We start from the raw sequence: 21,717 nt of genomic DNA, 5'->3' as shown, positions 1-21,717 counted from the left end.
CGGCCGGCCGGGCGGGCGTTCAGTCGTGCACGGCGGCAGGTGTTCCGGTGACCGCTTCGATGTCACGGGCGGCGAGTTCGAGCAGGTGGTGGGCGAGGTCGGACAGGGCGCGGGCGGCCGCCAGTTCGTCGCCGATCTCCGGGACGTCCCGGTCGGCGGGGCTCTTCCGGGCGTGGCCGCGGCCGCGGACCGCCGTGTCGTCCCGGGTGTGGAGTCGGGCCTCGGCGAACGTCCGCACCGATTCACCTCCCTCGGCGTCGTCGGACCCGCTCATTTCACTCAGGAAGATGTCGACGGTCCAGTGCTTGGCGACAGCCATCGGTCCCACCTCCGGTTCGGTCCCCCGGTGCTTCCAGTCTCCGCGACCGCCGCTCGCCGGGCAGGGCCGAAGGACCCCCTCGGATCGGCAGGGGTGCGTCGGCGACACCACCCGACCGGGCACCGGCTCGTCACGCGGCGGTCCCACCTGGCGGAGTACGCGCGTTTTCCCGGCGCCGACACGGGGCGGCATCATGATGCGGTGTCGGAGGGAGGTCCATGTCGCAGCCTGCCGTCGGCCCCGGTGGGGGTCGGCACCGTATCGTGCCCGCGGTTCCCGGGGCCGCGGCGCTGAAGGAGTACGAGCGGGGTTGGCTCCGCCCCGACCTGCTGGCCGGGGTCACGGTCGCGGCGTACCTCGTGCCGCAGGTCATGGCGTATGCCACCGTGGCCGGTCTTCCGCCGGTCGCGGGCCTGTGGGCGATTTTGCCGGCGATCGCGGCATACGCCCTCTTCGGCTCCTCCCGGCTGCTGTCGGTCGGCCCCGAGTCGACGACCGCGCTGATGACGGCGACGGTGGTCGGCCCCCTCGCCGACGGGGACCCCCGGCGCTACGCGGTCCTGTGCGCGGAGCTGGCCCTCCTGGTCGGGCTGCTGTCCCTGGCGGCGTGGCTGCTCCGGCTCGGTTTCGTCGCCGACCTGCTCTCCCGCCCGGTGCTGATCGGGTACCTGGCGGGCGTGGCGCTGATCATGATCGTGGATCAGCTGTCCAAGACCACCGGTGTGCCGGTCGAGGGCGACGGTTTCGGGCCGATGCTGCGCTCGTTCGCGACCAACCTGTCCGACGTCGACTGGGCCACGGTGGCGCTCAGCGCGGCGGCCCTGGCCCTGCTCTTCGGTCTGGCGCACTACGTCCCCCGGAGTCCGGCGCCGCTGCTGGTCGTCGCCCTCGCTACGGCGGCGGTGGCCGTGTTCGGCCTGCGGGACCACGGCATCGCCGTCGTAGGGCGGATTCCGACCGGACTGCCCGGCGTCTCGTCGCCGGGCCTGGGCGACCTGCACCGTCTGCTGCCGCCGGCCGCGGGGATCCTGTTCGTCGGCTACACCGACGTGATCCTCACCGCCCGCGCGTTCGAGGTCCGCGACGCCGGACCGGGCCTCGACGCGAACCAGGAACTGTTGGCCTTGGGCACCGCGAACATCGGCTCCGGGTTCCTGCACGGGTTCCCGGTCAGCAGCAGTGCCAGCCGGACCGCGCTGGCCAAGTCGGCGGGCGGGCGCACGCAGGTGTACGCCCTGGTCGCGGGTGCGTGCGTCCTCGCCGTGCTGCTGTTCCTCGGCCGGCTGATCGAGGACATGCCGTCGGCCGTGCTGGGCGCGCTGGTCGTCTTCGCGGCCGTGCGCCTGATCGACGTGGCGGGCTTCCGCCGCCTGATGTCCTTCCGGCGGCGCGAGTTCCTGCTGGCGCTGGCGTGCCTGGCGGGCGTCCTCGCGTTGGACATCCTGTACGGCGTCCTGGTGGCCGTCGCCCTGTCGGTGGCCGAACTGCTGAGCCGCGTGGCGCGACCGCACGACGCCGTCCTCGGGATCGCCCCCGGCTTGGCCGGCATGCACGACGTCGACGACTACCCGCAGGCCCGCACGATCCCGGGGCTGGTGGTGTACCGCTACGACTCCCCGCTGTTCTTCGCCAACGCGGAGGACTTCCGGCGCCGCGCGTTGGCCGCGGTGACCGCGGAGACCAGCCCGGTGGCCTGGTTCGTTCTCAACGCCGAGGCGAACGTCGAGGTCGACATCACCGCGCTCGACTCGTTGGAAGCCCTGCGGGACGAACTGGCCGGGCGCGGGATCGTGTTCGCCATGGCACGCGTCAAGCAGGACCTGCGCACACAGTTGGACGCCTACGGGCTGACCGCCTCCGTCGGCGAGGACCGCATGTTCCCCACACTGCCCACGGCCGTGGCCGCCTACAAGGAGTGGAGCCGAGGCGACGGCGGCGAACCGAGGCCCTGGCCCCAGGCCCCTCAGTAGTCCCGTGTGCATTCCACGTTGGCGCGGGGCCAGTAGCCGCAGGCCCACGCCTTGACGTCCTTGTCGTTGACCATGACGCTGTAGAACTTGCCGCTGCCGTAGGTGGTGTACTTCTTGCCCTGGTTGTTCTTGATCTCGATCTTCGAGCCGGTGGGGGCGTTGATCATGAAGCGGCCCCAGGCGGCGCGGCAGGAGGAGCTGTAGCGGAGTTCCATGGGGTAGTCGCTGATCACGGTGCGGGCGTCGTCGGCGCAGGTGGTGGCGGCGGGGTTCTTGCCGTTGCAGGTGGCGCCGAGGCAGGTGGGGGCGGCTGAGGCTTCCGGAGCGGCGACGAGGCCGCCGGCGAGGAGGGCTCCGGTGCCCAGCAGGACGGCGATGCGGTGCTTCATGGCGTACCTCTCGGTTGAGGGGGTGCCGCCTCGGCGGGGCGGGCGTTGTCGCGCCCCGCCGAGGACGACGGGTGGGGTCAGCGGCTGGCCGCGGCGGTGCAGGTCGCGTTGCCGCCGCAGTAGACGATGTCCCAGTGGTTGGACTCGCGCGCGTAGACGTTTCCGGCGGAGGACCGGTAGCGCGCGGCGCCGTCGCTGCGGGTCGCGATGTGCGTGAAGTTGCGCGTGATGTAGCTGCTGATGCAGGAGTTCGGGTTGATGTCGGCTTTGTAGCCGTTGTAGTGGCTGTAGGTGCCGGAGGCGTGGCCGACTTCGGTGCCGCCGGTGACCGTGATCGCGCAACCGCTGGCGCTCTTGAGCGTCTTGAGGCCGGTGACGGTGTCCTGGTTGATCTGGTCGAACGACGTGCACGAGGAGTTCGAGCGGGTGGTGCAGTTGCCGCTGGACGTCCAGGTGACCCCGGCGGCCCGCAGTTGGGACGCGGCGGCGGACTGGGAGAGCTTGGTGACTTCCTCCTCAAGAGCCTTCCCGCCGACCGGCTGTTCGCCGCGATCGAAGCGGTCTCGGCCGGCGACCTGCCGTTCGCCCCGAGCGTGACCCGGCGGCTGATCGAGGCCTACACCCGCGTCAGCGCCCAACCCGAGGCGCCGAACGCGGAGTTGGAAGTCCTCACCGCACGCGAGCGGGACGTCCTGCAACTCGTGGGGCAGGGCATGTCGAACTCCGACATCGCGGGGAAGCTCACGGTCACCGAGGCGACGGTGAAGACCCACCTCTATCGGACGATGACCAAGCTCGGCCTGAACAGCCGGGCCCAGGCGGTGGCCGTCGCCTACGAGAACGGCCTGGTTCCGCAGCGGCGTTGACCGCGCGTCACGTTCGCCGCGCACGCCCGACGCCGACGTGTTACCGGCAGGTCAATTTCTTCCATGACAGGCAGTGCCGCGCCCGCATAGCGTCCGCCACGGATCACCACCCGATCTCCCGGACGGAATTCACCTGTGAAACGATCTCTCGCCGCGTCCGCCGCCGCGATCGCCATGGCGATCGGCGCGATCGCGACCGCGCTCGTCGGAGTCCCCGCGGCCCAGGCCGACACGGAGCCGGCGGGTCATCCGGTCATGGCCAGCGGGTTCGGGCTCATCTCACGCGAAACGCCGGCGCACACCGGTGTGGCCCAGACCGCCTACGACTTCACGATCACCGTGGACACCGACCAGGTCCGCGGAACGGCCATGGACGACGGCGGGCACCACATCAGGATCGTGCTGCCGTCGGACTACTACACCAATCCGACCAAGCACTACCCCGTGCTGTACCTGCTCAACGGCTCCAGCCCCGGGTCCGACCCGGCCACGTACTTCAACGGCTACTCGAAGGTCGACAGCTCCTCCGGGATGATCTTCGTGATGCCGGACGGCGGCCCGCGCGGCTGGTACTCCAACTGGTACATGCAGAACACCCCGGCCGGTGCCCAGAACTGGGAGAACTTCCACATCAACCAGGTTCTCCCGTTCATCGACGCGAACCTGCGCACCGTCGCCGACAAGCAGCACCGGGCGATCGCCGGGATCTCGATGGGCGGCTTCGGCGCGGTCCGCTACGCCGAGCGGCACCCCGAACTGTTCTCCCAGGTCGCGTCGTTCTCCGGCGACCTGGACCTGTCGCGGATGTCGATGGACCTGCGCGAGGCCGCCGTCGCCTCCCTGGTCGGCGACGCGCTCGGATACACCCCCGGGGTGGACAGCGACGCCCTGTACGGCACCCCGTATCCGTTCTCGCTCAAGCCCCCCTTCTCCGACGTCCTGTGGAACGACGCCAACCCCGGCGCGCACGCGGCCGCGCTGCGCGGCATCGGAGTCTCGTTCTACGTGGGCAACGGCGGCGGCGGCGCGGTCCCGCCGCCGCCCACCAACATGCCCATGTTCTTCGAATGGTGGCTGAACGGCGCGAACAACCACTTCCAGGACGCCCTGGTCGCCGCCGGCGTGCCCTCGCACTACGTCAACTACGGCGACGGCAAGGACACCGCGTGGCAGGGCTGCGGCGGAGCCCACAGCCCGACGTGCTGGAACCAGGACTTCATCGACTACATCCCGCGCCTCCAGCAGGCGTTCGGCATCGTCTAATACGGTGACCGCGAGCACCACGGCCCCGCCGCCCGTCCTGGGCGGCGGGGCTGTTCGCGTCGGAGCGAGGGTGGGCGCCGCAGGAGACGGATGCGGTGGCCGGGTGCGAACCGGCAGCCGGCGGCGACGAGGTTCTCTTCCCCGGAATCCTTTGCTCCGGTGGTCAGCTGAGCGTGGCCAGCAGGACGATGACGGTCAGCAGCGCGGCGAGCAGGAGCCCCAGCGGGACGATCCAGATCCAGACGGGCCTGGCGCGGCGCTCGGGGGCGGTCTTCGGCGCGGGAGGCCGCGGCGGAGGGGTGGTCGGCCGCGGCGGCGGGGTCGGATGAGGCCGCGGCAGGGCCGGGTGCGGCCGGGACTCCGCTTCGGTCCGCCAGAGTTCGGCGTAGCGACCGATGACCTGCTGGTGCGCGGCGGCGAGTTCGGCGGCGGTCGAGGAGAAGGGGTCGCCGGTCACCGCGAGGCCCTCGATCGCGAGGATCGTGCGCCCGTGCTCGTCCAGAACCGGTCCGGGGACGCCGAGTTCCGCGGCGGTCACTTCGAACTCCCGGTAGACGGCGTGCCGGTCCGGGCCGTAGGAGACGACGCGGTAGCGCGGGTCGGCGGGGAACTCCCGGCCTCCGCCTCGGGACACGGCCCGGCGCAGGTCGTGCTCGGCGTCCCCTCCCGGATCGATGACGAACCGTTCTCCCACGGTGCGGGTGCGGGCGAGCAGGAACACGGCCGCGACGTCCACCGGAGCCCTCCTGATCACCGCCGGGGCGGTTCGTAGGTCAACTTCGAGTCGGGGAAACGGGTGTCGAACGCGTCCATCTCGGACTCGAGAACGCCGGCCAGGTAGAACGCGGCGCCCTCGACGGTACGCACTCCGGCGAGCCGCCGCGCCCTGACCCGGCGGTAATGGCGGCGCGCCGACCGGCCCAGGGCCATTCCGGGGACGATCAGCAGGCGTCCGAGCTTCGGCACCGCGAGCACCGCGGTGAGGATGGCGAACACGACGACGTTCGCGCCGGACGGCCCGACCTTCAGCTCGGTCGCGGACTGCGCGGCCTTCCCGAACTCGACGGCCGCCTGCCGGTCGGCCTCGATCTCCTGGGGGTCGCGCGGCACGGTGGCGATCTGAATGAAGTGGTCGGCGACGTCGGTGACGGCCGCGGCCAAGGGGACGAGCACGTTCTGCTGGGTGCGGCGGCCGCCCGGATCGCGCTGGACGGTCATGTCGCCGCCGAGGAACGCGACGCCGCCGTAACCGCTCACCGGGATGAGGCGCACGCGGCCGAGGAGCGTCCGCCCGAACAGCTTCCGCCGGCCGCTCCGGTTCGCGACGAACCTCGCGAACCCGGTCTCGGCGGGGGTCGCCAGCAGTGCTTCGCGGACCTCGGCGAAGGTGAAGTGCCCGTCGAACAGGTCCCATTTGGTGACGAGGAAGTGCACCGGCTGGGCGACGCCCTTGAGGCGTCCCACGATTCGTGCCAGGTTCGCCAGGAAAACCTCGTCCTGGCCGCAGCGCAGCATGTACATCAGGAGTTGGTGGCCGTCGATGATGCCGAGCAACGCGTGTGCGCCGCTCAGGCGTTCGTCGAACTCGACGGCCTCCTCCTCGTACAGGTCGGCGTCGGGGATGAATTCGCCCGCGTAGTCGAGGTAGGTCACCGACAGCACCGGGTGGCTGCTGCTGACGACCCGGTTCCGCCAGCTGACGCGGGACGCCTCGACGACCAGGCGGAACGTGAACTCCCGTAAGCCTTCCCCGGTTCGGGTCGCCGCCGGCCAGCCCTGGCTCGGATCGGCCGCCTGCCGGTGGATGCGATCCAGTTCCGCGGCCTTCGCCACCTGGGCCAGCGCGACCGCCACGCCGGGGAACGGGTCGCTCTTCACCTCGTGGTGCAGCGCCGCCAGATACGTCGTCTTGCCGGCCCCGGGTACACCCAGCGCGATGATCCTCAGCGTGGCCCGGTCTTCCTGCACGACGCCTCGCCCCCCGTGGTGGTGACCTTGAGGACCAGAGTGCCCGCCGTGACCGCCTGCGAAAAGGCGATCCGACCGGACAGTTACCGACTCGTCGCACACCGCCCCGCCGGGCCTGCCCCGGAGCCGCTGGGCGTGAGCACGTCGGCGAGGTCGCGGCGCGGGGTGGCCGGCAGGACCCGTCCGACGCCGCACCGCAACACCACCTGTACGACGCCGCCGTCCGAGCCGTCCGCGGGGAGCTCGACGCTCGGCGGGGCGGGGACGAACGGCCGCGCGGTGAACGACGCCGTTGCTCCGTAGCGGACACCGGTCACCAGGACGCGCTGCAGCGCGAGCCCCGCGACGAGCCAGTCGCGCGGCGTGTCGGTCGGCGTCGCCAGGGTGGCGATCAGGGGCGGCCGTTCCGCGGCGGCCGCGGTCTGCCCGGGTTCCGCGGGCACGGCCGACGGCGTCTCCGCAGAAGTCGCCGGGGTCGCCGCGTCGACGGCGCGCCGGCTCATCTGCCACACCTCCAGATCCGCTGCTTCCCGGACGAGGTCGAGCAGTTGCCCGTAGTCCGCGGCCTCGGAGGCGACCAGGCGCAGCGCCGCCTGCTCGTCCGCGGCGGCCTCGCACAGCTCGCCGACGACCTGTGGCGGCACCGGGGTTCCGCGGAAGGGCGCCCGCGTGGTCCGGCGGCTCGGGAGGCTCCAGTACAGGGTCTCGAACCTCACGTCGGGTACGGCGTCGGTGACGCTGAGGCGGACCATCAGGTGCGGGTCCGCGTCGTCGGGCAGCAGGGCGACGTCGGTGCCTGTGCCGAGCGAGGCGTAGCCCAACCGGGCCGCGAACGCCGCGGCCCCGCACGCGATGTGGACTTCACGCATCTCCGGGTCGCCGAACGGCAGCGCCCGCGCGACGTCGGCGTGCACCTCCAGATCGTCGCCGTCCCAACGGAACCACCACGGCTGGGTGTTGTGCTTCGACGGCGCTGAGGTGGCCGCGCGCAGGATGCGTTCACGCTGCTGCGGCGTGAGGTTCGGCGGGTTCATGAGGGTCTCCCGTCAGGTGCGGAGCCCCGGACGCGTGTGGCCCGGGGCAGGCTGGGGAATCGAGGGTTCAGCCGTGGAAGGGGCGTGTGGTACGCGGGGTTTCGGGCAGGCGGAGTGCGGCTCGCTGCTCCGCGGACTCGTGCCGCTCGCGACCGCCTGCCGCGCCGGCGTACACCGCGATGACCGTGGTGGCCGCGAGACCGAGCACGGCCGCGGCCGCGGCCGCCCGCCACGAGTCGACGGTGAGGAGCAGGACCGCGACCAGTCCGCCGGTGCTCCAGCCGGTGAGGGTCGCGGCCGCCCGGCGACGGTGCGAGGTCGGCCGGTCGAGGCCGGCGCGCAGGTCGATGACTGCCGGCACGTACCAGACGTAGCCGGCCGCGGTCACGGCGCCGACGGTGAGGGCGAGGACCGGGTACGTCACCGCACGGCCCCTTCGAGTTCGGCGGCGTGCGGGTGATGCAGGTCGAAGGCCGGGGACTCGCTGCGGATGCGCGGGATCGACGTGAAGTTGTGCCGCGGCGGTGGGCAGGAGGTCGCCCACTCGAGCGAGCGGCCGTAGCCCCAAGGGTCGTCGACGGGGATCTTCGTGCCGTACTTGTGCGTCTTCCAGACGTTGTAGAAGAACGGCAGGAACGAGATGCCGAGCAGGAACGACCCGATGGACGACACCATGTTGAGCGCGGTGAAGCCGTCGGAGGCCAGATAGTCCGCGTAGCGGCGCGGCATCCCCTGCGCACCCAGCCAGTGCTGGACGAGGAACGTCATCTGGAAGCCGACGGTCAGCGTCCAGAAGCTGATCTTCCCGAGCCGCTCGTCGAGCATCTTGCCGGTGAACTTCGGCCACCAGAAGTGGAATCCGGCCATCATCGCGTACACCACCGTGCCGAACAGCGTGTAGTGGAAGTGCGCGACGACGAAGTACGAGTCGGACACGTGGAAGTCGAGCGGCGGCGAGGCGAGGATGACGCCGGTCAGACCGCCGAAGACGAACGTGACCAGGAAGCCGACCGACCACAGCATCGGGGTCTCGAACGACAGGGACCCCTGCCACATCGTGCCGATCCAGTTGAAGAACTTGACCCCGGTGGGTATGGCGATCAGGAACGTCATGAACGAGAAGAACGGCAACATCACCGAGCCGGTGGCGTACATGTGGTGCGCCCAGACCGTCAGCGACAGGCCGGCGATGGCGATCGTCGCGCCGATCAGGCCCTTGTAGCCGAAGATCGGCTTGCGGGCGAAGACCGGGACGACCTCGGAGATGATCCCGAAGAACGGCAGCGCGAGGATGTACACCTCGGGGTGCCCGAAGAACCAGAACAGGTGCTGCCAGAGGATCGCGCCGCCGGTGGCGGGGTCGAAGATGTGCGAGCCGAACTTGCGGTCCATCTCCAGGGCGAGCAGCGCGGCGGCGAACACCGGGAAGACCATGAGCACCAGGACCGCGGTGAGCAGCACGTTCCAGGTGAAGATCGGCATCCGCATCATGGTCATGCCCGGGGCGCGCAGGCACAGGATCGTGACGATGAAGTTCACGGCGCCGAGGATCGACCCGAAGCCGGACAGCGCCACACCCATGATCCACATGTCGGCGCCGACGCCCGGGGAGTGGACCGCGTCCGACAGCGGCGCGTACGCGAACCAGCCGAAGTCCGCGGCGCCGTCCGGGGTCAGGAACCCGGCCGCGGCGATCAGCGAGCCGAACAGGAACAGCCAGAACGCCAGCATGTTCAGCCGCGGGAACGCCACGTCGGGGGCGCCGATCTGAAGCGGCATCAGCCAGTTGGCGAATCCGGTGAACAGCGGCATCGCGAACAGCAGCAGCATGATCGAGCCGTGCATCGTGAACGCCTGGTTGAACTGCTCGTTCGACATGATCTGTGTGCCCGGCCGGGCCAGTTCGGCGCGCATCGCCAGCGCCAGCACGCCGCCGACGCAGAAGAACACCAGCGCGGACACCAGGTACAGCGTGCCGATCTGCTTGTGGTCGGTCGTCGTCAGCCACTGCACCACGGTCGTCCGCCGTACGGGGACGGCCGCTTCGACACCGCCGGGCCCGTGCGGCGCGTCCTCCCGGGGCGCCGCCTCCGCCGTTGCCACCCTGTCCACTGATGCCCAACCTTCCTCGCGCATGGACGAACACGGCGGCCGGGAAGAGCACCTGATCGCATGAGGGATGCCCCTCCCAGCCGCCGCGCCATGATCCGCGTGAGGGGGTGGGGGGTCGATAGGGCCGAACGACCCGGGGACCCGGGCCCCTCGGACCGGGACCCCCGGTGCGACACGGACGTCGGCGGATGCCGCCGGGCAGGCCGTTCGGCCCCGCGAGGCGGGCCGCCCTCCCCTGCCCGGGTGCGGCGGAGAGGTGGAGCCTGGGAGTCGGGGACGAGGGACGAAGCAGTCCCTCCGCACCCGGCGGCGGGGTTTCAGCGCGTACGCGCGCGTCGGCGCAGGACCACCGGAAGCACGAGCCAACAGGCAAGGAACCACAGCACCATCGCCGCGGTGATCCACGCGGCGGCCACGTCGCCCGTCGCCACCCGGAGCAGCAGGAGAACCGAGCAGACCATCGTGCCCGCCATCATCGTCACGCCGAGCGAGACCAGCCACGAGGTCACACGCACCAGTTCCACCTTCAGGGCCATACCGCGCAGAGCGAGGTGGAACGCCACCACCGCGACCAGCGCGCTGATCGAGGCGGCGCCCAGTACCACCGCCACGGTGTACGCACCCTTGTCGAACCCGCCCAGCCGGTCGAAGGCCGGGGTGAACGCGACCGCCGGCAGGAAACCGAACAGCACCTGCGACCCGGTCTGCACGACCCGCACTTCCTGGAGCGGTTCGAGCCAGCGCCGTTCCGCGTGCTGCTCGGGCGACTCCCCGGTCTCCTGCGCCATGCCGCCCCCGTCCGCCTCGACGTCGGACGGGGTCATCCCGCACCGCACGTCACGCACGACACCGGCCCCGGCACGAACTGCCGCCGTGCCGCCGCGAAGGAGATGAGCATGATGGAGCGTCAGATCCGTCGGCTGTCCGGCCATGTCGTGGTCGGCGTGGACGACTCGCCCGCGGCCGCCGAGGCCGTCACCGTGGCCGCGGAGGAGGCCGCGCGTGCCGCGCTCCCGTTGGAGATCGTGCACGCGGTCGATCCGGCGCGCTACCGCGACCGTTCGGGTCCGGCCGCGTACACCGACGCGCACACGCTGGTCGACCGGGCGGCGGAGGCCGCCCGGCGGCTGGCGCCCTGGCTGGACGTCGAGACCACCGTCGTCCACTCCGCGCCGGACGATGCGCTGCTGGGCGCGTCCGACACCGCCGCCTTGGTCGTGGTGGGCAGCCGGGGGCTGGGGGCGCTGGCGGGCGCGGTGCTCCGGTCCGTCGGGGCGTCGCACGTGGCCCGGTCGCGCTGCCCGGTGCTGATCGTGCCGCCCGGCCTGCCCGCCGCGTCCGCGCCGCCGAGGCCGGTGCTGGTGGGTGTGTCCGGCCCGGCCTGCCGCCCCGCGGTGGAGGCGGCGCTGCGTCAGGCGGCCTTGCGCGGCACACGGTTGACCGCGTTGCACGCGTGGTCGGTTCCGGTGCGGTCGGTCGGCTTCTCCGCGGCGGCGCGCGGCGCGGTGTCGGCCGAGCGCGTCAGGGCCCGCGCGCGCCTGGCCGAGGTGCTGGAGCCGCTGCGCGGCAAGGAGCCCGGTGTGCGCGTACGCGAGAGCGTCGTGCGGGACGCCCCGGGCCGCGCGCTGGTCGAGGCCTCGGGGGCCGCCGGCCTGCTGGTCGTCGGGGCCCGCCAGCGGCCGCCGGGGCCGGGCGCGCACATCGGCCCGGTCATGCACGCGCTGCTGCACCGGACCCGCTGCCCCCTGCTCGTCGTGCCGGTGGTCTGAGCGGCACGCGGCCCGGTGCGAGGCCATGGCCCACCGAGCCGAGGAGCATGCCGCGGAAACCGCCCAGCCCGCGCGTGAGGCGTCGGCTCCACCCGTCCGGGCCGAGCTGCCCTGGCGGGCGGGCCCGTGTGGACGGACACTGAAGACAAGCGCCCTGGCCCGAGCAGGTGAACCGTCCCGCTCCGGGCTCCCCGCTGCGCGGTCCCTCGCAGGAGGTGCTCATGGACACCACCGCCGTCCCGCCCCCGCTCCCGACCACCCGTCCCGTCCGCCTGGAAGGCCGGCTCGAACCCGGCCTGTCGCGCTGGTTGTGGCTGGTCAAGTGGCTGCTGCTCATCCCGCACTTCATCGTGCTCGTGTTCCTGTGGATCGGCTTCGTGCTCGCCACGATCGTCGCGTTCTTCGCGATCCTGTTCACCGAGCGCTATCCACAGGCGCTGTTCGAGTACAACCTCGGCGTCCTGCGGTGGAGTTGGCGGGTGTCCTACTACGGCTACAACGCGCTGGGGACCGACCGGTACCCGCCGTTCAGCCTGCAGGAGGAACCGGACTACCCGGCGCAGCTCGACGTCGCCGAGCCCGGGCAGCTGTCCCGCGGCCTGGTCCTGGTCAAGTGGTGGGTGCTCGCGATCCCGCACTACATCATCATCGTCGCGTTCACGTCCGGCTTCTGGGAGGGGCCCGGGCTCCTCGCGATGCTGGTGCTGATCGCCGGCGTCGCGCTGCTGTTCACCACCCGCTATCCCAAGGGCCTGTTCGACTTCGCCATGGGCCTCAACCGCTGGGTCATCCGCGTCGTGGCGTACGCGGCCCTGATGACCGACGTCTACCCGCCCTTCCGCCTCGACCAGGGCGGCTCCGAGCCCCTGATCTGACGCCTACGCGGCCACAGCTCTCAGGCGACCGGGACCAGCAGAACGGGCGCGTGGGCGTGGTGCAGCAGCGCGTGCGTGACCGGTCCGAGGTGGCGGTCCGCGAAGCCGGTGCGGTGACGGGTCGCGATGACGACGAGTGAGGCGCCGTCCGACGCCTCGACCATCGCCTGGGCGTGGCGGCGGTTGACGACCTCCTCGTGGACGTCGACGTCCTTGTAGCGGTCGCGGACGGCGTTGAGCGTCTCGGCCAGCACGATCTCGCCGTTCCGCCGGCAGATGCGGACGGCCTCCGCCGTCGCCCCGGCCCCCGCCGGAGTGGCGCCGTGCGCGGCCAGGTCGGGGAACGACCAGGCGTGCACCGCCCGAAGGGACTGCTTGCGTCCCGACGCCTCCGCGAACGCGGCCTCGACGGCCGGCAGGCACGACTCGTCGGAGACCCCGACGACCACCGGCCGGGTGGCGATGCGGAAGTAGTCGGCGTCGTAGGGTGGTTGGCCGCTGCCCTCGATACCGGAACGCACGACCAGCACGGGACCGCGCCCCGCCGCAGCCACGGCACGGCTGACCGAACCGAGCAGCAGCCCGGCGAAGCCTCCTCGGCCGCGGCTGCCGAGCACCAGGAGACCTGCGCGCTCGGACGCCTTCGCCAGGACGTCTTCGGGCACCCCCGGCTCGACGGTGGTGGTGACGGTCAGCCCCGGCCTGCGGTGGCGCGCCCGTTCGGCGGCGGTCCGGACGGTCTCGGCGGCCTCCCCGTCCGGGTCGCCGTCGTACCAGTCGCCGCCCTCATAGAAGTTCCACTCCCACGCGTGCAGCACCTCCAACGTGGAGCCGCGCAGCACGGCCTCGTCGGCGGCCCAGTCGACCGCGTTGTCGGAGGCCTGCGAACCGTCGACGGCGACGAGCACATGACCGCGCGGCTCGCGGACACCTTCAGCGGGCATGGTGAAATCCTCGGTCTGTGGGAGGGATTGATCTTCCAGCCCTGTCATCCTCATGCGTTCACTGATGTGCCGGTCAGAGCCGTTCGGCCCTGCCGGGCGTGCCCCTTGGCCGTCGGCCGCCCGCAGCGCCGTCAGCGGACGGCACGGCTCCCCGGCGGGCCGCCGGGGACCACGACGAGCGGGCAGGTCACGTGGTGGATCAGACCGTGGCTGACGGATCCGCGGACCATTCCCTCGACGCCGCCCATCCCACGTGAGCCGACCACCAGCGCCAGGGCGCGCCGCGAGGCGGCGACCAGGGCGTGCACCGCGGGTCCGTGTACGACCCGCGGGCGGACCACCACGTCCGGATGGGCGGCGAGGCGCTCCTCCAGCGCCTCGGCCAGCCGAAACCGGGCAGCGGCGTCCTCCCGTGCGGTGTGTCCGGAGGTCTGGGTGACGTGAACCGCCTCCAGGAGCACGCCGCGTGCGGCGGCTGTTTCGAACGCATAGCGGACGGCGGGCCCGGACAGCGGCGTCCCGTCGACGGCGACCACGAGGAACGCCCCTGTGTCGGCGTGGTGTTCCTCGCCGCGCACGATCGCCACGGGGCACCGGGCGCGCTCGAGCACCGGCACGGCGATCCCCCCGGTCGCGGACAGTTCGGCCGCCGAGGACAGCCGCCGTGAGCCGAGCACCAGGAGCGCGGCGTCCTCCGCGGCCGCCCGCAGCACCGCGACCGGCTCACCGTCCTCGAGCGTGCCGGCCACATCCAGGCGGGGTTGCCGCCCGACGGCCAGCGCCCGAGCGTCCTCCAACGCCGCCGCCGCGGCCTCGCGGTACTCGTCGCCCCAGCCGTGTGCCCGTGGGATCAGGTCGGGATCGCGGTACGTCGAGGCCAACGCCGCGGCGGCGTGCAGGTGTTCCGCCTTCGCGTACGCCGACCGGGCCCGGGGTACGACGGCGGGCGTCCCCAGCGCGCGGACCAGGCGCAGCGGGACGCCGCGCCGTGCCGCCTCGTCGGCCGCCCAGAGCACGGCGAGCCGACCGGCCTTGGTGCGTTCCACCCCGACGGCCACCGCGCGGCGTCCCGCTGATCCGGTCGGCATGACGGCACCCCTGTCCCGCACTCCGGCACGACCACACCGCGCGGCCGCCTGCGTTCCGACGCTCCTCCCCCACCGGCCGGCCGAACCAGGGCCGTTCGGCCCGAGGCGCGTGCGAACGCCCTTCTGGGGCGGCCTCAAGAACAAATCGCCAAAAGGACAGGAACGCGCCGCAATCGGTTGGCTACGGTGGGGTCATGGGGGATGCACAGAATGAGGGTCGAGCCGAACCGCGCCCGACGGACAGTCCTGGGGAGACCCGTACGCCCAACCACCGGCTCAGCCGGGTCTCGTTGGAGGTCCTGGCCTCGTGCGCGGCCGTCAACGAGACCTACGGGCTCGCGCTGAGCGCCGCCACCGGGCGGCCGCACGGCACGGTGTATCCGTTGCTGCGCCGGCTCGAAGCCGTCGGGCTGGTGGCCGGCGCGTGGGAGACCGGCCCACCGCAAGGCCGACCGCGGCGCCGGCTCTACCGGATCACCCCGCGCGGCCGCATGGCGCTGGCCTCAGCGGTTGCCGCGCGGGACCCACAGGAGCCCGGCGACGGCCGTCGACGCCGGGTCGGACAGCCGCATACCCGGCAGCCGCCGTCTCCGGCCGTCAGGCGAGGGACAGCCCCGTAATCCTCCTGCCTGGTCGCGCAGCCGTGTACTGGACGCCATCGGCACCCGTCATGATCCCTACGTCCTGAGGTTGCCGCGTACCCACGGCGGTTGAGTACCCATGCTCACGCTGGCCTGCCCGGCGCGCTCGTAGCGTCCTGGCATGCACACAGACCATGCTGTTCGCGGCTCGGTGCCGCGGGCGGGGATTACGGCGGTGGCCTCCGCCCTACCGGAGCGCGCGGTGAGTTCCGCGCAGTTGCAGGAACAGATAACCCAGGCCTGCGGGCTCGCGTTGCCGGCGCGGATGCTTGAGCGTGTCACGGGCATCGGCTCGCGTCGGGTCGCCGCGGACGACGAGTACGCGTCGACGCTCGCGGTCCGCGCGGCGCGCACCGCACTCGAGCGGGCCGGGCTCGTGCCCGGCGACGTCGACCTGTTGGTGTACGCGTCCGCCACGCGTGACATCGCCGAACCGGCGACGGCCCACATCGTCCAGGACGAACTCGGCTCCCGGGCACATGCCTTGGATGTCACGAACGCGTGCAACAGCTTCGTCAACGGCATCGACGTGGCCCGCGCGATGATCCTGGCCGGCCGGGCGCACCGGGTTCTCGTCGTCACGGGCGAGACCCCGAACCGGGCCGTGCGGCACGCCCCTTCCACGCCCGAGCAGCTGCGCGACGGGTTCGCGGGCTACACCTTCGGCGACGCGGGAGCCGCGGTCGTGCTGGAAGCGGTGCAGCGCGGCGGGATTTTGGACGTCGACACCGAGACGCACTCGGAGCACTGGTCGGTCGGCGGCATCTTCGGCGGCGGTTCGCGCTATCCGCGCGGGGACGAGCACACGTACTTCCACGGCAGCGGCAGCGAACTGCGCGAAGTGTTCGAGAAGATCGGCACGTCGGTGCTGGACCGGGTGCGGGTCCGCACCGGGATGGAGTGGGACGACTTCCGGCACATCCTGGTGCACCAGGTCACCGGCCCGTACCTGGACCGGTTCGTGGAGCTGACCGGCGTCCCGCGCGACCGGCTCGTCGTCACCGTCCCGGAGCTGGGCAACACGGCGAGCGCGTCGCTGGGCGTCCAGCTCGACCGGGTCCACGGGGGGCTGTGCGCGGGCGACCGGGTCCTGTTCGTGGGCCTGGGCGGCGGCGTCAGCATCATGACGATGGTGTGGGAGAAGGCGTGAGCGGGCTGTGGGTGGTGGTGCCCGCGTACCAGGAAGTCCGGCGTATCGGCGCGACGTTGGAGGCTCTCGCGGCCCAGCGCGACCGCGACTTCACACTCGTGGTGGTCGACAACGCCTCGACCGACGGAACCGCCGAGCTCGCACGGGACTTCGCCCGCTGCGCGCCGTTCCCCGTGCACGTCCTCGACGAGCCCGCCAAGGGCGTCGGCTGCGCGGTCGACACCGGTTTCCGGTACGCGATCGCCAACGGCGCGACCCTGCTGGCCCGTACCGACGCGGACTGCCTGCCGCATCCCGGCTGGACGGCCGCGGCACGCGACGCCCTGCTGCGCGGGGCGGGCCTGGCGTGCGGGCGGATCGACGCCCGCCGCGACGAGCACGGACCGCTCGGGCGCGCGGCGTTCCGCTCGCTGGTGCGCGTCGCCGCGTTGTTCGGACGGGTCCGCCCCGCCCACCGGCGCCGGCACGGCTACCTCAGCCCGTACCGCATGCACGCGGGCAACAACATGGCGATCACCGCCTCGCTGTACGAGGCGGTCGGCGGGATGCCGCGCCGCCCCTCCCCCACCGACCGGCTGTTCCTGAACCAGGTGCGCCGCCACACCACCGCGGTCGTCCACGCCCGCGGCATGGTCGTGGAGAACTCCACCCGGCGGCTGCGCGCCTACGGGCTCGTCGGCACCGCCCGCTGGTACCTGGACAAGGGGCCCGGCCGCCACGGGGAGGACCCTCGCTGATGCTCGACCGACTCGCCCACGACCTGCGCGCCGGCGCCGACCGGCCCGCGGTCCTCGGCACCACCCGGACCGGCGCCGTACGAACAAAGGCCACCTGCGGGGATCTCGCGGACCTGGCCGACCACTACGCCGCCGCCCTGCACGCGCGGGGCGTACGGCGCGGCGGCACCGTCGGCGTCGCGGTGCGGCCCGGCCCTCGCGCGCTGGCGGTCATGCTCGCGCTGTACCGGATCGGGGCGCGGGCCGCCGTGCTCGACCCCGGCGCGGGCCCGGACGTGCTGCGCGCACGGCTCACGGCGGCCCCTCCGGACCTCGTCCTCGCCGACGCGGCCGCCCAGGCCGTCGCCGGGTGGGCGCGTCCCCTCGCCCGCCGGGCCCGGCTGGCGCTGCCGGACCTCGCGGAGCTGGGGCCGGTCGCCACGATCGGACGCCGGCTGCCGGGCTGCGCCCCCGCCGTCGACGCGGACGTCCGGACGGCGTTCGTGCCGCCGCCGGCGGACGAAGACGGCGACGCGGTCGTCGTGTTCACCTCGGGCACCACCACGCGGCCCCGCGCGGTGGTCCACACGCGGTCCTCGCTGGCCGCGGGCATGGCCACGGTGGCCGGGATGGTCCGGCCCGAGGCGGGGCGGCCCGTCCTCGGCGGCACGTTCTTCGTCCTCCTGCCGTCGCTCGCCGCGGGCGCGCCGGTCGCGCTGCCCGCCCGATCCGCACGCGTGCTGGCCCGTCAGCTGCGCCGACTCGGCCCGCAGGCCACCTATCTGACGCCACCTCAGCTCCGCTCGGCGTTGGCCGAGGGCGCCCGGTTCACGGGACGGGTGTGGACGGGGTCGGCCCCGGCGAGCGCGGACCTGCTCACGCGCGTCAAGCGGGCAGGAGCCGACGAGGCCTGGGGCGTCTACGCGTTGACCGAGCTGTTCCCCGCCGCCGCGGTCGAACAGGCGGACAAGGCCGCGTTCACCGCGGACGGCGACCTGGTCGGCGTTCCCCTGCCCGGGGTGGAGGCCAAGACCGACGCGTCCGGCCAGCTCCTGCTGTCCGGCCCGGCCGCCCGCGACCGCTACCTCGGCGAGGCGTCAGAACCGTGGATCGCCACCGGCGACCGGGCGCGCCTCGACGGCGGCCGGATCGTCCTCGAAGGGCGCTGCAAGGACATGGTGCTGCGGCGGGCGGAGAACATCTACCCCGGACTGTACGAGCCGGGTCTGCACGTGCCGGGCGTCGAACTGGCCCTGCTGGTCGGCGTTCCGGCGGCCGACGGCGACGAACGCCTCGTGGCCGTCGTCCAGCCGACCCGGGCCGCCCACGGCCGCGACGTACGGGCCGCGCTCGCCGGGCCGCTCGCACGCATGGGATCCGCCCGTCCGGACGCGGTGGTGCTGGCCGACGTCCCACTGTCGGGCCGCTCGCGCAAGCCCGACCGCGCCGCGACGGCACGCCTCGCCGCCCAGCGGCTCGCGGAGGGGAGTTGAGGATGACCGCATCGCCTACTCCGCCGGATCAGGCGCTGTTGTGGGCCGTCGTGCCCGCCTTCGACGAGGAGGCCCGCATCGGCGCCACCCTCGCCGCGCTGGCCGCCCAGACCGACACCGCGTTCACGCTCGTCGTCGTCGACAACGCCTCGACAGACAAGACCGCCGACATCGTGCACCGCTTCGCCGCCACGGCGCCCTACCCCGTGCACGTCCTCCACGAGGAGCAGCCGGGCGCGGGGGCGGCCGCCGACACGGGGTTCCGGTTCGCCATCGAGCACGGCGCGGAAATGCTCGTGCGCACCGACGCCGACTGCCTTCCCGCGAACGACTGGATCGCGGCGGCGCGCGGGCAGTTCGCGCGCGGCGTTGAGATGGCGTGCGGGCGCAGCGTCCCGCGTCGCGACGAAGGCCCTTCGCCCGCCGAGCGCTACCTGCTCCCGGCCGTGGTCCGGGTCACCGCGCTGTACGGGCGCTACCGCAAGGAGCACCGCCACCCGCGCTACCGCGCGCCGTTCGTGCTGTGCCACGGCCACAACATCGCCATCACCGCCGCGCTGTACGTGCGTTGCGGCGGCACGCCCCGCGTTCCGCTGGAAGGACCGGCCGAGGACGTCGTCCTGCTCAACCGGGCGCGCGAACACAGCGACCGGATCGCGCGGGCCGAGCGGATGGTGGTGGAGTCCAGCCTGCGCCGCCTGCGGGCATGGGGTGCGCGCCGGACGCTGCTGTGGTGCTGGGATCGGCGCTACCGCCCGGCCGATGTGAGGGAAGTGCACGTCCGATGACCACCGAACCGTCGACAGCCCCCAGACCACCGGCCGGGTCCAACGACTCGGCCAGCGCTTCCCCTTCGGCCGGGCAGCACGCCGCACGCCGCCGCGACCGGCGCGTGTACACCCGCAGCCACCCCGTGCTGTTCGCCCTCCTCGCCGCTACGCGCCGACGGTCGGTGGCCCGCCTCGGGAGCACCGTGCTGGTCCACGGCACGCAGCCGTACCGCGACGCCCTCACGCGCGTCCCCCTGAACCGCACCGCGGTCGGCACGACTGGCGGCGCGGTCCGGGAACTGGCGTGCAGCGAAACGCTGTTCGATCAGGAGGGCGCCGGTCACCGGCATGCCCGGCGCGCGGTCGCCGAAGACCTCGGCGCGGCCGCGGTGGAGCTGCTGCGGCCGGTGTGGCTGGACGTCCTCGCCCGCCACACCGCCCCGCTCGGCGCCGGACACACGATCGACCTCGTGCCCCTGGCCCGCGAGCTGGCCGGAGCCACCGTCTGCGAACTGCTGAACGCCAACGCCGATCCCGAACGCGTCGCCGAAGCCGCCGCAAGCGCCGCGGCCGCCGCCGTACGAAGCCACCTGCCCGGTCCTCGGCTTCCCGGTACGGTCCGCCGCGCGGCCGAGGCGGCGGCACGGCTGGAGGCCCTCCTGGCACCGGCGGCCGCGAGCTCGGGCAGGAAGGCACCCGGCGCCGCAGGTGAGTGCACGCGCCACAGCACAGACACGGGCGCGGAATCCGCCCTGTCCGCCATGCTTGCGGTCGCCGCCGTCGCCACCACCGTCGCCGCCCTCCCGCGCGCCGCCGCCTGGTGTGCCGACGCGGGGCTGTGGGACCAGGCGGCGGACGACCGGCTGCGTCCGGCCCTGGTCGGCGAACTTCTCCGCGTCGTCGCGCCGTCCCCGCTGCTGCCCCGGGTGGCGGCGGCCGACGCCGAGCTGGACGGCTGCCCGGTCACGGCGGGCGACCGGCTGATCCTCGTGGCCCGGCACGCCGCCGGGGCCCACAGCCGTCCGCCTGACGCCCGCCACCCGGCCCCGCCCGCCGTCGCCCAGCTCGTCTTCGGCGCCGGCGGCCATGCGTGTCCCGGCGCGCGGCTGGCCCGCGCCCAGCTCGACGACACCCTCGCCGCTCTGGCCCCGTACCGTCCCGTCGTCGTGCGCGCCCGCGTGGACCGGCGGGCGGCGCTGCCCGCGTGGCGCTCCCTCGTCATCCAGGCGGCCGACGGCCGCACGAACGAACCTACGGAGTACCGGTGACCACGATCGCCGTGACCGGCGCGAGCGGATTCTGCGGCTCCTATGTCGCCACCGCCGCGGCAGCGCTGGGCGCCGACGTCCTGTGCGTCGGCCGGCGCCCCGGCCCGGTGGGCCGGCACATCCCGTGGGACGCCGCGCGCACCACGCCCGACCTGTCCGGCGCCGACGTGGTGGTGCACTGCGCGGCGGCGGTCGGCGACCCGGTACCCGGCTCGGCCTCGGAGGCCGCGATGCGTTCCGTCAACGTCGACGGCACGGCGCGGCTCCTCGAGGCCGCCGCCGGACGACGGGTGGTGTGGGTGAGCAGCGCCAGCGTTTACGCTCCCGGCCCCGGCCGGGCGCGGATTACCGAAGAGCACCCCGTGCGCGGCCAGTTGAACGCGTACGGCCGCACCAAGGCCGCCGGCGAGGCCCTCGCCCTTGCCGCGGGCGCCGTGGTGCTGCGGCCGAGGGCGGTGTACGGGGTCGGCGACCCGCACCTGGTGCCCCGACTGCTGTCGCGCGTCCGCCGCGGCCTCCTCCTGCTGCCGGGGCCGAGCGTCCGACTCAGCCTCACGGCCGTCGAGAACCTCGCCGACGCCTGCCTGGCCGCCGTCGATTGGCCGCCCGGCGCGTACAACATCGCCGACCCGGCACCGTACGACCGCGACGCGGCGGTTCAGACAGTGCTGCGCGCCCACAGCACGCCGGCACGGATCCGACACCTCCCCCTCCGCGCTGCCCGCGCCGCCGCGGCCGTCACCGAGTCCCTGGCCCGCGTGCGCCCAGACGAGGACCCGCCGCTCACCCGCTACGCCGTGGACCAGTTGGCGCACTCCGTCGTCCTCGACGTGTCCAAGGCCCGGTCCCGCGGCTGGACTCCGCTCCGCACGCTGAGCGACTACCCGGCGGCGCTGATCGCCGCTACGGTGACGGGATGATCATGTCTCCTGTCCACCCGCGACCGGCCCTTCGGGCGACTTCGAGCCGCACCGGGCGCTGAGATGGCGCCCGTCGTCTACCGCCTGCGTCGGTGCGCCCCGGACACCGAGCGGGACGCAGCCTCGGCACAACTCGCTCACGAATCACGCGAGTCCACGGCG

Annotated in this window: 23 protein-coding genes; 12 read left to right on the top strand and 11 right to left on the bottom strand. The window is 73.1% G+C overall.

All coding sequences use genetic code 11. The features are described from left to right. Positions 1-19: 19 nt before the first annotated feature. A complete protein-coding gene (locus QI554_RS01310; RefSeq protein WP_281464829.1) occupies positions 20-319 on the bottom strand; it encodes a DUF1876 domain-containing protein in 300 nt (99 codons plus the stop codon). Positions 320-537: 218 nt separating this feature from the next. Between QI554_RS01310 and QI554_RS01305 the strand changes: the two genes are divergently transcribed. Further along, positions 538-2,289, top strand: a complete 1,752-nt coding sequence (locus QI554_RS01305) for a SulP family inorganic anion transporter (RefSeq protein WP_281464827.1) — start codon at positions 538-540, stop codon at positions 2,287-2,289. Here the strand turns inward: QI554_RS01305 and QI554_RS01300 are convergent. Together QI554_RS01300 and QI554_RS43350 are read right to left on the bottom strand one after the other, a co-directional pair. Continuing rightward, on the bottom strand, positions 2,283-2,678 hold the full coding sequence (locus tag QI554_RS01300) for a DUF2690 domain-containing protein (protein WP_281464825.1): 396 nt from the start codon (positions 2,676-2,678) through the stop codon (positions 2,283-2,285). The two genes, QI554_RS01305 and QI554_RS01300, sit on opposite strands and share 7 nt — an antisense overlap. 77 nt (positions 2,679-2,755) lie before the next feature. Then, entirely contained in the window at positions 2,756-3,316 is a 561-nt protein-coding gene (locus QI554_RS43350; RefSeq protein WP_343230743.1) for a hypothetical protein, read from the bottom strand. Between QI554_RS43350 and QI554_RS43345 the strand changes: the two genes are divergently transcribed. Then, complete coding sequence (locus tag QI554_RS43345; protein WP_343230742.1) at positions 3,272-3,544, top strand: response regulator transcription factor; 273 nt, start codon at positions 3,272-3,274, stop codon at positions 3,542-3,544. The two genes, QI554_RS43350 and QI554_RS43345, sit on opposite strands and share 45 nt — an antisense overlap. Positions 3,545-3,679: 135 nt before the next feature. Then, positions 3,680-4,807, top strand: a complete 1,128-nt coding sequence (locus QI554_RS01290; protein WP_343230741.1) for an alpha/beta hydrolase — start codon at positions 3,680-3,682, stop codon at positions 4,805-4,807. A 163-nt stretch (positions 4,808-4,970) separates the two neighbouring features. Here QI554_RS01290 and QI554_RS01285 read toward each other — a convergent pair whose 3' ends face one another. The 6 genes from QI554_RS01285 to QI554_RS01260 form a co-directional block, all read right to left on the bottom strand. Continuing rightward, the gene (locus QI554_RS01285) at positions 4,971-5,543 is read right to left on the bottom strand and encodes a hypothetical protein (RefSeq protein ID WP_281464821.1); all 573 of its coding nucleotides are present in this window, start codon (positions 5,541-5,543) and stop codon (positions 4,971-4,973) included. A 14-nt stretch (positions 5,544-5,557) separates the two neighbouring features. Then, positions 5,558-6,775 carry a hypothetical protein gene (locus tag QI554_RS01280; protein ID WP_281464819.1) on the bottom strand — a complete coding sequence of 406 codons (1,218 nt, stop codon included), beginning with the start codon at positions 6,773-6,775 and terminating at the stop codon, positions 5,558-5,560. A gap of 83 nt (positions 6,776-6,858) precedes the next feature. Beyond that, on the bottom strand, positions 6,859-7,809 hold the full coding sequence (locus QI554_RS01275) for a nitroreductase family protein (protein WP_281464817.1): 951 nt from the start codon (positions 7,807-7,809) through the stop codon (positions 6,859-6,861). A gap of 67 nt (positions 7,810-7,876) precedes the next feature. After that, positions 7,877-8,233, bottom strand: a complete 357-nt coding sequence (locus QI554_RS01270; RefSeq protein WP_281464815.1) for a hypothetical protein — start codon at positions 8,231-8,233, stop codon at positions 7,877-7,879. Further along, entirely contained in the window at positions 8,230-9,921 is a 1,692-nt protein-coding gene (ctaD, locus tag QI554_RS01265) for an aa3-type cytochrome oxidase subunit I (RefSeq protein ID WP_485131013.1), read from the bottom strand. The genes QI554_RS01270 and ctaD overlap by 4 nt, the downstream gene beginning before the upstream one ends. A 317-nt stretch (positions 9,922-10,238) precedes the next feature. Further along, positions 10,239-10,745 (bottom strand): DUF6328 family protein, encoded by a 507-nt coding sequence (locus tag QI554_RS01260; protein ID WP_281464811.1) that lies wholly within the window; start codon positions 10,743-10,745, stop codon positions 10,239-10,241. A 72-nt stretch (positions 10,746-10,817) separates the two neighbouring features. Between QI554_RS01260 and QI554_RS01255 the strand changes: the two genes are divergently transcribed. Beyond that, positions 10,818-11,690, top strand: coding sequence for a universal stress protein (locus QI554_RS01255; RefSeq protein WP_281464809.1), 873 nt, complete (start codon positions 10,818-10,820; stop codon positions 11,688-11,690). A 221-nt stretch (positions 11,691-11,911) separates the two neighbouring features. Beyond that, positions 11,912-12,565: a DUF4389 domain-containing protein gene (locus QI554_RS01250; protein ID WP_281464807.1), complete on the top strand. Its 654-nt coding sequence runs from the start codon at positions 11,912-11,914 to the stop codon at positions 12,563-12,565. Positions 12,566-12,585: 20 nt separating this feature from the next. Here QI554_RS01250 and QI554_RS01245 read toward each other — a convergent pair whose 3' ends face one another. Together QI554_RS01245 and QI554_RS01240 are read right to left on the bottom strand one after the other, a co-directional pair. Further along, positions 12,586-13,509 (bottom strand): universal stress protein, encoded by a 924-nt coding sequence (locus QI554_RS01245; protein WP_281464805.1) that lies wholly within the window; start codon positions 13,507-13,509, stop codon positions 12,586-12,588. Between the two features lie 131 nt (positions 13,510-13,640). Then, positions 13,641-14,597: a universal stress protein gene (locus tag QI554_RS01240; RefSeq protein WP_281464803.1), complete on the bottom strand. Its 957-nt coding sequence runs from the start codon at positions 14,595-14,597 to the stop codon at positions 13,641-13,643. Positions 14,598-14,791: 194 nt separating this feature from the next. Between QI554_RS01240 and QI554_RS01235 the strand changes: the two genes are divergently transcribed. From QI554_RS01235 to QI554_RS01205, 7 genes are all read left to right on the top strand, one after another. After that, positions 14,792-15,217 carry a PadR family transcriptional regulator gene (locus tag QI554_RS01235; protein ID WP_281464801.1) on the top strand — a complete coding sequence of 142 codons (426 nt, stop codon included), beginning with the start codon at positions 14,792-14,794 and terminating at the stop codon, positions 15,215-15,217. Between the two features lie 142 nt (positions 15,218-15,359). Further along, positions 15,360-16,388, top strand: coding sequence for a 3-oxoacyl-ACP synthase III family protein (locus tag QI554_RS01230; protein ID WP_281464799.1), 1,029 nt, complete (start codon positions 15,360-15,362; stop codon positions 16,386-16,388). Further along, entirely contained in the window at positions 16,385-17,125 is a 741-nt protein-coding gene (locus QI554_RS01225; protein ID WP_281464797.1) for a glycosyltransferase family A protein, read from the top strand. The genes QI554_RS01230 and QI554_RS01225 overlap by 4 nt, the downstream gene beginning before the upstream one ends. Beyond that, entirely contained in the window at positions 17,125-18,597 is a 1,473-nt protein-coding gene (locus tag QI554_RS01220) for a class I adenylate-forming enzyme family protein (protein ID WP_281464796.1), read from the top strand. Before QI554_RS01225 ends, QI554_RS01220 begins: the two co-directional genes overlap by 1 nt. A gap of 2 nt (positions 18,598-18,599) precedes the next feature. Next, positions 18,600-19,385 (top strand): glycosyltransferase, encoded by a 786-nt coding sequence (locus QI554_RS01215; protein WP_281464794.1) that lies wholly within the window; start codon positions 18,600-18,602, stop codon positions 19,383-19,385. Next, positions 19,382-20,635 carry a cytochrome P450 gene (locus QI554_RS01210; RefSeq protein ID WP_281464792.1) on the top strand — a complete coding sequence of 418 codons (1,254 nt, stop codon included), beginning with the start codon at positions 19,382-19,384 and terminating at the stop codon, positions 20,633-20,635. The genes QI554_RS01215 and QI554_RS01210 overlap by 4 nt, the downstream gene beginning before the upstream one ends. Beyond that, positions 20,632-21,555, top strand: coding sequence for an NAD-dependent epimerase/dehydratase family protein (locus QI554_RS01205; protein ID WP_281464790.1), 924 nt, complete (start codon positions 20,632-20,634; stop codon positions 21,553-21,555). Before QI554_RS01210 ends, QI554_RS01205 begins: the two co-directional genes overlap by 4 nt. Positions 21,556-21,717 lie beyond the last annotated feature (162 nt).

Source organism: Yinghuangia seranimata, from assembly GCF_029953285.1.
Classification (GTDB): domain Bacteria; phylum Actinomycetota; class Actinomycetes; order Streptomycetales; family Streptomycetaceae; genus Yinghuangia; species Yinghuangia seranimata.
This window is presented reverse-complemented; position numbering and strand designations above follow the sequence as displayed.

Excerpts from the sequence above, each read along its gene's own strand:
- QI554_RS01305 (WP_281464827.1), top strand. The coding sequence starts at position 538 with ATGTCGCAGCCTGCCGTCGGCCCCGGTGGGGGTCGGCACCGTATCGTG.
- QI554_RS01300 (WP_281464825.1), bottom strand. The coding sequence starts at position 2,678 with ATGAAGCACCGCATCGCCGTCCTGCTGGGCACCGGAGCCCTCCTCGCC.
- QI554_RS01215 (WP_281464794.1), top strand. The coding sequence starts at position 18,600 with ATGACCGCATCGCCTACTCCGCCGGATCAGGCGCTGTTGTGGGCCGTC.
- QI554_RS01310 (WP_281464829.1), bottom strand. The coding sequence starts at position 319 with ATGGCTGTCGCCAAGCACTGGACCGTCGACATCTTCCTGAGTGAAATG.
- QI554_RS01220 (WP_281464796.1), top strand. The coding sequence starts at position 17,125 with ATGCTCGACCGACTCGCCCACGACCTGCGCGCCGGCGCCGACCGGCCC.
- QI554_RS01275 (WP_281464817.1), bottom strand. The coding sequence starts at position 7,809 with ATGAACCCGCCGAACCTCACGCCGCAGCAGCGTGAACGCATCCTGCGC.
- QI554_RS01245 (WP_281464805.1), bottom strand. The coding sequence starts at position 13,509 with ATGCCCGCTGAAGGTGTCCGCGAGCCGCGCGGTCATGTGCTCGTCGCC.
- QI554_RS01235 (WP_281464801.1), top strand. The coding sequence starts at position 14,792 with ATGGGGGATGCACAGAATGAGGGTCGAGCCGAACCGCGCCCGACGGAC.
- QI554_RS01260 (WP_281464811.1), bottom strand. The coding sequence starts at position 10,745 with ATGACCCCGTCCGACGTCGAGGCGGACGGGGGCGGCATGGCGCAGGAG.
- QI554_RS01210 (WP_281464792.1), top strand. The coding sequence starts at position 19,382 with ATGACCACCGAACCGTCGACAGCCCCCAGACCACCGGCCGGGTCCAAC.
- QI554_RS01255 (WP_281464809.1), top strand. The coding sequence starts at position 10,818 with ATGATGGAGCGTCAGATCCGTCGGCTGTCCGGCCATGTCGTGGTCGGC.
- QI554_RS01250 (WP_281464807.1), top strand. The coding sequence starts at position 11,912 with ATGGACACCACCGCCGTCCCGCCCCCGCTCCCGACCACCCGTCCCGTC.
- QI554_RS01240 (WP_281464803.1), bottom strand. The coding sequence starts at position 14,597 with ATGCCGACCGGATCAGCGGGACGCCGCGCGGTGGCCGTCGGGGTGGAA.
- QI554_RS01230 (WP_281464799.1), top strand. The coding sequence starts at position 15,360 with ATGCACACAGACCATGCTGTTCGCGGCTCGGTGCCGCGGGCGGGGATT.